Here is an 8,350-nt window from a genome sequence, read left to right as displayed (position 1 = left end):
CGCGATCGCCTGAACCTTGCGTATGCCCCAGAGCGCGGAGGTGTGGTCGCGACGACCGACACGATGCCCGATCTGCGGCAGGCTCAGCCCAGTGTAGTTCTTGCCGAGCCAGTAGAGGATCTGCCGAGCCTTGACCTGAAGGGGTCGGCGGCGGTGCGAGGTGATCTCCAGAGCAGAGACGCCGGTGACCTCAGCGACGATGGCCGTCAGGCTCTTCATCGTGACCGACTTCGGATCCTCAAAGTCCTGCGGGCGCACGGGCTTCGGCGGGATGAAGCCCTCCTGCTCTATCTTCGGCTCCGTCCTCTGCTTCGGAGCGGGGGCCTCAACCGGCTTCCGAGCAACCGGCTTGGTTCGCTGAAGGGCAGCCGCCTGAACCTGACGCGCAGGGAAAAGACGGGCGCGAAGCTCAGCGGCATGCCGCATCAGCTCGGCAGCCTCAGCGTACTCACGGACAGGAATGGGGCCACCGCCAGCCATGTCTCAGGACTCCTGCGAAAGGCGATTGAGGAAGCGCGCGTTGGCGATGTGATCAGCCAGGGTGCCGACGAAGGCCTGAGCCTCGTCCAAGCTCTTCCGGCTGGTCTCCCAAGACCGGGCGCCACGCCGACGGAAGGCGTAGTAGACGTGCCCGTGAGCGACCGTGGCCTTGAGGGTGCCAGCCGAGATCTCAAGCTCGGCGAAGGGGCTCGGGATGCTCATGACGAGCGATCCGAATGAAGGTGCCGGCCTTCTTCTCGGCCCGTGGCCGGCAACGGGTGGATCCGCGAGCGTGGCTCCCCGAAGAGTTCGCTCGGGTCGAGGTCGGGCGCGCTAGGGCGCGGAAATGTGCTGGGCCTCTCCCCAGTGGTCGCACCACTTCTGCCCAGGGCCGGCGCTTCCAGAATGTCGCCGCGGACGACATCGCTTACTCGCGCAGTGGCAGGTGTCGCTCTGCCCTGTGCCGCGTCAGTGGCCTGGGGGATGACGCGAGCATGTCTCTGAGCCGATGCATCAGCCCCAGGCGAGACCTCTTCGACCCCATCCGTTGCACGGGAGGCGACGAGGCCCACCGCGCTCAGATACAGGTCAAGTTCTTCGTGGCCAGAAAGCGCCTCGGCGCGCTTCTCCGCTTCCATCAGCATGATCCGTACACAAGTCGTGATCAGCTTGGGCGAGAAGCCAGCCGCCTTAGCCTCGGCCTTACATTCCTTGATGTCCTCGGCGAGCGCTTTGCGCTCCTGCTCAAGACGCACGATGCGCTCGGCGTACTGGCGGATCTGATCTTCAGCAGACATGGGTCAGTCCTCAGCGATGTGCCGGAGCGGGCCGAGCAAGAACGGAGGGATGCGGCCAGGACGGACATCGTCGAAATCAGGAGCGAACATGCACTCCCGACCGATGTACCGATGCTTAGCCGCAACGTGGTCGCGCGCTTCGTCCAGCATCGTGCCGACGTAAGCACTGACAAGCTCCAGCACTTCGCCGAAGGTGCCCTGCAGCTCTTTCATCCGACGCACCGGGCTGGCCGAATAGCCAACCTTGATGACGTGCGGGTAGCGGACGAACCTGGCCGTATAAACGAAGCCAATTTGGCTTACCGAAGGTCGAGCATCCTCGAAATCTGGGATCGCCCCGAAGTCCTGATAGAAGGCGTAAGCGCCATCCACGCCCTTGCGATTGATCAACCGGACCAACCCGCGGGCGCCATCGCTATTACGGCCAATGAGGACGCCAGCCCGATAAAACAACGAGGCATCCCGGGTCGTCTTCGCCTTCAGCCGATCATGCGTCCGCTCATGAATGTAGGCGAAGCGCCCGCGAACATCGCTGATCTGGGCGAAGAGCCGATCCTGCTCCTGAAGGAAGAAGGTCGGGCTGAGGCAAGCGAGCTGTTGGTCGGCGCCCGAGCCGTCAATGCCGCTCACGCGATCCACCAGCAGCCGCCGACCACCGCGACCATCGCCGGCACGATGCCGAGCGGGCGAACGCCGAGAAGGGCGAGCGATAGAACCGCCGTTGAGCAGGCTATTGGGGCCATAAGTATCGCGGTCATGCTGAAGCCCTCATCGGCTCGGCGGGGACCACTAGGCTGGGCGGCGGATACAGATCCGGCCGGAGGATGTGCCTCGGCACCTGCGTCGCGGCCTCGACGCGCAGGACCCACTCAGCCGGCACACCACGGGGGCTGCGATTGAGCCATTCCCACACGTTCGATTGCGAGGTGCCGATGGCACGTGCTAGCGGTAGCTGCCCTTTGGCAGCCGCTACGGCTTTGGCGAAGGCGCGCTGGTTAGCGGTCATGCCGCTAAAAATGACCGGTACGCCGGTAAAGTCAACCGCTAATCGTCAGCGGTGCAATCTTTCTCGTCACCGCTAAGCCTTCTGACATGGCATTTCGCGGCGACAGACTCCGAGCCCGGCGCAAAAACCTGCGGTTGTCCCAGGCCGAGCTTGCCGACATGGTCGGCCTTTCCCAGCGCTCGGTGAGCGATTTGGAGAGCGGCAAAACCATGAAGACGGACAAGCTGCGCGAGCTGGCCGATGTCTGCGGGGTCTCGCCTGATTGGTTGCTCGGCCTTGAAGAAGGCGACGACGATATGCGCGCCGCTCGCATGTTACGATCGGTCAGCGACATTGGAAAGATGACTAAATCCGAACTGCTGGAGCAGAAGTTCATAGGACCGCTGCGCGCCGCAAAAATTGAGGCCATGCTCCAGGTTCGGGAGATTGATGTGCGCGGCGGCGCGTCTTACGGCGGCGGCATCATCGACGAGTCGCACCAAGAAGACGGCAACCCTTCCGACAAGGTGGTTGCACGATGGGGCCTGCCTACCGAATTCGTAGAAAGCGAACTTGGGCTTCGTTCCGGCGGCATGGATATCATCAAGGTACGCGGCGACAGCATGGATGATGGCAGCGCCAAAGGCCTGTCATCGGGCGACCGGGTAATGGTTGACCGCGACGACCGCGACGTCCGGCAAGGCGGCATCTTTGTCGTGTTTGATGGAGTCGGCATCATCATCAAGCAGGTCGAGCTTGATCGAGAAGCGCAGCCGCCCCGGATCGTCTGCAAGTCGCTCAACACGCGCTACAGTCCGATCACGCTGACCCTTGAGTCGCCGGTTCAGGTGGTCGGCCGGGTCGCCGCCCGCATTTCCCGCATGTGATCTGTGGATAACGGGGAACAAAACAGAAACGACTCAGCGGCAGGTTTGTAAATACCGCCGCTAGTTTTGAGCAGAAAAATACCGGCACGCCGCTAAAACTGCTTGACCGCTACCGGTCCGCCGGTATTTATAGGGACATCGCAGCAGCGCTGGAGCGCCCGCCGATGTCCCAGATCCTCCTCGACCCGACCACCATCACCATCGGCCTCACGGTCATCGGCTTTCTCAGCGCCGCTTGGGCTGCTGGTCACGTCGCTCTCGGCGGGGAGGCCTGCTGATGCGCGCCTTCAACGACATCGCCCCCTACAGCGTCGGTCAGGCCGGCCGCTTCTACGCCGTGTTCCTCGACGGTCAGATCATCGCTGACGACCTCGATTGCCGCGCTGCTGCGGTCTTTCACGCTCACGACCTGCTCGACGCGCAAGAGGCTGCCGACGAGGCCGAAGCTGAAGAGACCCGGCGCATCGAAGCCGAGATCGCCGCCGACGAAGCTGCTGTGCTCGCTCAGATCGGGGAGGCCGCCTAATGGCTCGCCAGCCCGTCAACGAGGCCGACAAGCGCATTGGTGCCCTTGTCCGAGCAGCTCGAGAGAAAGCCCGACTGACGCAGTCGGATCTGGCTCGTCACCTCGGCATCACCTTCCAGCAGGTCCAGAAATGTGAGCGGGGGACCAACAGGTTCTCTGCGAGCCGCCTCCAGGCTGTCGCTGATCGGATCGGGGTTCCGCTCTCGGATCTGTATGAGGCCCCCGCTCCTTTCGAGCCCCGCCCTCTCACTGTCCGCGAAGCTGAAGCGGCTCTGCTTGCTGCAGCCATGGCCTTGGCTGAAGCGCGGGCTCGTGAGGCGCAGGCTGACACTCTGGCTGAGGCGGCCTGATCATGGCCGTCGCTCGCAAGCGCTGGTCGGCCAAGGCCCGGCTCCGGATCTTCCTCGCCCACGATGGCCGCTGCCACGTGTGTTCGGGCCGGATCACCGCGGGCGAGGCCTGGGACCTCGACCACGTCATCCCGCTCGCGCTGTACGGCGACGACGAAGAACACAACCTCGCACCGGCCCACAAGAAAGGCTGTCACGCGGGGAAAACAGCCAAGGCCGATGTTCCGGCCATCGCCAAGGCGAAGCGCCGCGAGATCGCTCACGTCGGCGCCTCGGCCCCCAAGCGCCCGATCCAATCCCGTGGCTTCGCGAAAGCCGCGCCTCAGCGTCGGGCCTCAACCCCGCTGACCAAGCAGTGCAATCCCCCTTTCAACCGCTAGCCAGGGTCAAGCTATGTACGCGCCCTTCTCTCCGAACGACGACATCACGCCGAACAGCATCGAGGCAGCCTTTGACCGGCTGGACCGCGCTCACCGCGCCGTCCTTCGCTTGGCTCTTCGCCTGGACGAAGGCGCCTCCCCCGCTGACTTCCCTGACCTGAACCTCGACACTCACATCCGCCGCACGCTCGGCGAGATGCATGCCGCTCGGTACGAGGCCGACACCGCCCTGTGCTCGCTCATGCGGGGCGAAGCTTACCAGCCGCGCCCAACCCAGCCTGCGCAGGGTGTTGAGATGCAGGCACGGGCTTGCCGCAACGAGCGATGCCCGTCCGCCAAGCCCTTCGGCCGCCGTATCCGCGATGCCGATCTGCCGGCCGTCGCCAGCGAGGGGAGCCTGTAAGATGGCTCAGCATACTCCCGGCCCTTGGCGCGTATTCACCACGCCTGACAACACCAAGATCATCGGCATTGGTGATCGCGATGGTGAAGGTATTGCCGACTGCGGTTTTGGCGTTTGGCGCGGTGGCAGTGAAGAAGCCCGCGCCAATGCTCTCCTCATGGCTGCTGCGCCAGACCTACTGGTAGCCCTTAAGTGGTTCATTGATGACATCGACGGCACCCATACCGTCATGGTCGATTTCGACCGCAACGTTGAGCGTGCGCGCAAGGCCCTCGCTCGGGCGGAGGCGCAATCATGAGCGCCTTCCGCATCGTTCAGCGCCACGAGGATCTGTTCTGGATCTTCCACGGGGATCGCAAGGTCGCCAACCTGTTCCCGGCTCGACCGGCTCTGGAGTGGCCGGCGGGTGTCCGCCTCTTCATTGCCGAGCCATGGTCCATCATCCCCGATCCGGAAGCCTTCCCTGACGCTGCCTGCACCGGCCTTCCGCGTCCGCTGAGCCCCAGCGGCGATCGGTTCGACAGCTTCGCTGCTGTGGAGCGGTTCCTTGGCCTTCAAACCGTTCGCGAGGCAGCGTGATGGGCAATGTCATCATCGCCATAATCGGGTACGGCGCTGCCATCTCATTCGCTCTAGCGGCCGTACTAGGCTTCGGAGCCGCGCTTGCTACGAAATCCGGCAGTTCACTGCACGCCGGCGGCGTCAAATGGTGGATCTGCGGCGCAATCTTGGCGCTTCTGTTCGCTGGCATGACACGCGCGATGCTTGCGGGGTGCCCGGCATGACCGCCGCCCTCGCCACCATCGGCCACAACAACCCGCCGACGCCGTTCGATCTGTCAGCGACGGAGATCGGCGACCTCTTCGCGGAAGCCCAGAACTGGCTGGACGGCTCCGGTGTCACCACCGAGGCCGAGGCCACTGCAGTCAGCAAGCTCTTGGATCTGCTCCGGCAGGCTGAGAAGCGAGCCGACGAGCGCCGCAAGCAAGAGGCCGAGCCTCACGACACGGCCAAGGCTGAGATCCAGACCCGCTATGGCGCCCTGATCGGCAACACCAAGTCGGTGAAGGGCAAGACCGTCCTGGCAATGGAGTGCTGCAAGCGCGCTCTGGCGCCGTGGCTGGCTGCCGAGGAAGCGAAGAAGCAGGCTGAGGCCATCGCAGCCCGCAAAACCGCTGAGGAGGCCGCTGAGCGTGCCAGAGCGGCATTCCAGGCTGCACCGGTCGATGACCTCGCCGGCCGTATCGAAGCCGAGCGCTTGGCCGGCGAGGCTAAGCAGGCAGAAGCCCTCGCCAAGGATGCCGACAAGGACAAGGCCGCAGCTCGCGGCGGCGCCCGTGCCGTCACCCTGCGCACCGTCTACCGGCCCGAGATCACCGACCGCCGGGCCGTGCTGAACTGGTTCGCCGAAAACCGCCCCGACCACCTTACCGGCATGCTTCGGACGGCGGTGGAGAGCCTTTGCGCCGCCAGCGTCCGCACCGTGCCGGGCGTCACCTACCATGAGGAGCGCGTCGCCCGATGAGCACCGAAGCGTTCACCACCGAACAGGTTGCCGCCCTCAAGGCGCCGCTTGACCGCAAGCACGTCAAGGCGCGCAGCCAAGCCGGTCGCTCGCTCAGCTACGTCGAGGGCTGGCACGCCATCGCCGAAGCCAACCGCATTTTCGGCTTCGACGGCTGGGATCGCGAGACGCTGGAACTGCGCGAATGCGGCGAGCCTCGCCAGATGGGCGACAAGTGGCGCGTCGCCTTCATGTGCCGTGTCCGGATCCGAGTGCGCCCGCGCAATCAGTTGGATCTAGCTTGGTCCATTGTACGCGACGGCACCGGCTACGGCTCCGGCATCGATAAGGATCTCGGCCAAGCCTACGAGAGCGCCGTCAAGGAGGCTGAGACTGACGCGATGAAGCGTGGGCTCATGACCTTCGGCAACCCGTTCGGCCTAGCTCTCTACGACAAGGATCAGGCGAACGTCGTGGACGTGCCGGCCGGGCCGCCGCCCATGTCCGTGGACCATATGCTCCACGAGATCGGCGCCTGTTCCGACGACGAGGCGATGCGGCGGCTCAAGGCCGATCCGTCGTTCCGCGCTGGCTACAAAGCCGCCGACGAACTTTCCCGCAAGCGGATCGAACAGGCTCTCGCCAAGGCAGCAGAGGAGGCCGCCGCGTGACCGCAATCCTGTCCTCATCCGTGAGCTGTCGGACCCTCGTAGACGGCTCGCTACGCCTGCAAGTCGATATTGAGCCGAAGGACGCGCAGGCCGCCTTCGCGCTATTCGGCAAACCCGGCGCGCCCGTCGCACTGGCGCTGATCTCCAACTCTGCCGCCGTCGAGCACGACAGGAAGGCGCAAGCTCAACCCCCTGCCGAGCCCTTAGAACGGAAGCCGCTGTCTCTGGCGAGCAAGGTGGCCCTGACGTGTCGTCAGCCGTCGTTCCACGCCTTTCTGAAGGACCGCGACGAGGATCGGTGGCTTCATCGACCGGACGATCGACCCGAACTTCTGCCGGAGATCCGGGCTCGGTTCTTCGTGTGCATCGAATGCGGCGTGCAGAGCCGTAGCGACATCACTGAGGGCTCGCGGGCGGCTCGCGTCTGGGCCGACCTTGAGGCGAGCTACCATCACTGGCAGCGCACCGGAGCGGCAGCATGACTGCCACCGACATCATCCTCGGCATCATGGCCGCCACCGGCGCTGCCATCATCACCGCCATCACCGTCCTTCTAGACCCGCTCGTAAGGGCTGCTGGCAACCGTAGGAGGAAACTCTAATGGCCGTTTTCGTTCGCACCTACGCGACCATCGACCCGCCGGATGCTGGCCGCGCCTACTACGCCCGCGCCATCGCTCAAGAGGCGGCTCTGGATGCTGACGGCAAGCCCACGGGCAAGTGGCGAGAGGGCTTCTCGGTCGGCTTCTACGCTGAGACCGCCGAGGCCGCGACGGCGAAAGCTGAGGCCTGGATCGAGGCCGAGCGCGTCAGAGAGGTCGGGATTTCTGAGGCGCGCGCCGCGCTGGCTGAGAAGCGTCGGAGGGCGGCGTGAGCGGATCTGGCATCGTCTCCGTCATCGGCTACGGCGTCGCTTGCTCGTTCGTCCTGGGGGCGTTGATGGGCTTTCTCGGCGCCTTCTTAACCAAGCCAGGCAGTCTGAGCGAGCAGCAGGCGGTCGTGTGGTGGATTGGCTGTTCGGCCCTCGCTTTGGCGTTCGCGGCGGTCACGCATGCTCTGGTCGGGAGGTCGGCATGAACGCGCCCTTCCACCACCACGCCGTCATCGCCGCCCTTCGTGAAGAGAACGACATCCTCCGCGAGACTGTCCGGCAGCTTCGCGAGGATCTGGCCCCGCGCATGGCCTTCCCGAAGGCTTGGAAGCTGAGCCCGCGTCAGAGCGCGGTCCTGTCCTGCATCATGGCCGCAAGCCCTCACGTCGCCACCCGCGGCCGGATCCTGTCAGCGCTTTACGGGGACCGTGAGGCTCCCGATTGCGCCGACAAGCTCCTCAACGTGATGGTCTATGAGATCCGCAAGCGGTTGCGTG

The 8,350-nt window shown here is 64.7% G+C and carries 20 protein-coding genes; 14 read left to right on the top strand and 6 right to left on the bottom strand.

All coding sequences use genetic code 11. The features are described from left to right. The 6 genes from FV233_RS26645 to FV233_RS31775 form a co-directional block, all read right to left on the bottom strand. On the bottom strand, positions 1-480 hold a 480-nt coding region (locus FV233_RS26645), incomplete at its 3' end, for a helix-turn-helix domain-containing protein (protein ID WP_281408049.1). A gap of 3 nt (positions 481-483) precedes the next feature. Continuing rightward, positions 484-702, bottom strand: a complete 219-nt coding sequence (locus FV233_RS26640; protein ID WP_147899309.1) for a hypothetical protein — start codon at positions 700-702, stop codon at positions 484-486. Continuing rightward, positions 699-1,277, bottom strand: coding sequence for a DUF2312 domain-containing protein (locus FV233_RS26635; protein WP_147899308.1), 579 nt, complete (start codon positions 1,275-1,277; stop codon positions 699-701). The genes FV233_RS26640 and FV233_RS26635 overlap by 4 nt, the downstream gene beginning before the upstream one ends. 3 nt (positions 1,278-1,280) lie before the next feature. Beyond that, positions 1,281-1,907, bottom strand: coding sequence for a GIY-YIG nuclease family protein (locus FV233_RS26630; protein WP_147899307.1), 627 nt, complete (start codon positions 1,905-1,907; stop codon positions 1,281-1,283). Then, positions 1,904-2,035: a hypothetical protein gene (locus FV233_RS31705; RefSeq protein ID WP_281408047.1), complete on the bottom strand. Its 132-nt coding sequence runs from the start codon at positions 2,033-2,035 to the stop codon at positions 1,904-1,906. Before FV233_RS31705 ends, FV233_RS26630 begins: the two co-directional genes overlap by 4 nt. Continuing rightward, positions 2,032-2,283 (bottom strand): YdaS family helix-turn-helix protein, encoded by a 252-nt coding sequence (locus tag FV233_RS31775; RefSeq protein ID WP_147899306.1) that lies wholly within the window; start codon positions 2,281-2,283, stop codon positions 2,032-2,034. The genes FV233_RS31705 and FV233_RS31775 overlap by 4 nt, the downstream gene beginning before the upstream one ends. An 86-nt stretch (positions 2,284-2,369) precedes the next feature. Here FV233_RS31775 and FV233_RS26620 point away from each other — a divergent pair, with 86 nt between their 5' ends. From FV233_RS26620 to FV233_RS30650, 14 genes are all read left to right on the top strand, one after another. After that, positions 2,370-3,149 carry a helix-turn-helix domain-containing protein gene (locus FV233_RS26620; protein WP_147899305.1) on the top strand — a complete coding sequence of 260 codons (780 nt, stop codon included), beginning with the start codon at positions 2,370-2,372 and terminating at the stop codon, positions 3,147-3,149. 277 nt (positions 3,150-3,426) lie between these two features. Then, positions 3,427-3,675 carry a hypothetical protein gene (locus FV233_RS26615; RefSeq protein ID WP_147899304.1) on the top strand — a complete coding sequence of 83 codons (249 nt, stop codon included), beginning with the start codon at positions 3,427-3,429 and terminating at the stop codon, positions 3,673-3,675. Continuing rightward, positions 3,675-4,025 (top strand): helix-turn-helix transcriptional regulator, encoded by a 351-nt coding sequence (locus FV233_RS26610; protein WP_147899303.1) that lies wholly within the window; start codon positions 3,675-3,677, stop codon positions 4,023-4,025. Before FV233_RS26615 ends, FV233_RS26610 begins: the two co-directional genes overlap by 1 nt. Before the next feature lie 2 nt (positions 4,026-4,027). After that, positions 4,028-4,405: an HNH endonuclease signature motif containing protein gene (locus FV233_RS26605; RefSeq protein ID WP_147899302.1), complete on the top strand. Its 378-nt coding sequence runs from the start codon at positions 4,028-4,030 to the stop codon at positions 4,403-4,405. 13 nt (positions 4,406-4,418) lie between these two features. Next, on the top strand, positions 4,419-4,808 hold the full coding sequence (locus FV233_RS26600) for a hypothetical protein (RefSeq protein WP_147899301.1): 390 nt from the start codon (positions 4,419-4,421) through the stop codon (positions 4,806-4,808). Between the two features lies 1 nt (position 4,809). Then, positions 4,810-5,106: a hypothetical protein gene (locus FV233_RS26595; protein ID WP_147899300.1), complete on the top strand. Its 297-nt coding sequence runs from the start codon at positions 4,810-4,812 to the stop codon at positions 5,104-5,106. Further along, positions 5,103-5,387, top strand: a complete 285-nt coding sequence (locus tag FV233_RS26590) for a hypothetical protein (protein ID WP_147899299.1) — start codon at positions 5,103-5,105, stop codon at positions 5,385-5,387. The genes FV233_RS26595 and FV233_RS26590 overlap by 4 nt, the downstream gene beginning before the upstream one ends. 202 nt (positions 5,388-5,589) lie before the next feature. After that, a complete protein-coding gene (locus tag FV233_RS26585; protein ID WP_147899298.1) occupies positions 5,590-6,333 on the top strand; it encodes a hypothetical protein in 744 nt (247 codons plus the stop codon). Beyond that, entirely contained in the window at positions 6,330-6,983 is a 654-nt protein-coding gene (locus FV233_RS26580; RefSeq protein WP_147899297.1) for an RAD52 family DNA repair protein, read from the top strand. The genes FV233_RS26585 and FV233_RS26580 overlap by 4 nt, the downstream gene beginning before the upstream one ends. Next, complete coding sequence (locus FV233_RS26575; RefSeq protein WP_147899296.1) at positions 6,980-7,465, top strand: hypothetical protein; 486 nt, start codon at positions 6,980-6,982, stop codon at positions 7,463-7,465. Before FV233_RS26580 ends, FV233_RS26575 begins: the two co-directional genes overlap by 4 nt. Next, the gene (locus tag FV233_RS31700) at positions 7,462-7,584 is read left to right on the top strand and encodes a hypothetical protein (protein ID WP_281408046.1); all 123 of its coding nucleotides are present in this window, start codon (positions 7,462-7,464) and stop codon (positions 7,582-7,584) included. The genes FV233_RS26575 and FV233_RS31700 overlap by 4 nt, the downstream gene beginning before the upstream one ends. Continuing rightward, positions 7,584-7,856 carry a hypothetical protein gene (locus tag FV233_RS30660; RefSeq protein WP_187278239.1) on the top strand — a complete coding sequence of 91 codons (273 nt, stop codon included), beginning with the start codon at positions 7,584-7,586 and terminating at the stop codon, positions 7,854-7,856. Before FV233_RS31700 ends, FV233_RS30660 begins: the two co-directional genes overlap by 1 nt. Further along, positions 7,853-8,059 (top strand): hypothetical protein, encoded by a 207-nt coding sequence (locus tag FV233_RS30655; RefSeq protein ID WP_187278238.1) that lies wholly within the window; start codon positions 7,853-7,855, stop codon positions 8,057-8,059. Before FV233_RS30660 ends, FV233_RS30655 begins: the two co-directional genes overlap by 4 nt. Next, positions 8,056-8,350: winged helix-turn-helix domain-containing protein (locus FV233_RS30650; RefSeq protein ID WP_187278237.1), on the top strand; the 295-nt coding region annotated here is incomplete at its 3' end. The genes FV233_RS30655 and FV233_RS30650, both read left to right, overlap by 4 nt.

Origin of the sequence: Methylobacterium sp. WL7, from assembly GCF_008040085.1 — a bacterium.
In the GTDB taxonomy this organism is placed as follows: domain Bacteria; phylum Pseudomonadota; class Alphaproteobacteria; order Rhizobiales; family Beijerinckiaceae; genus Methylobacterium; species Methylobacterium mesophilicum.
This window is presented reverse-complemented; position numbering and strand designations above follow the sequence as displayed.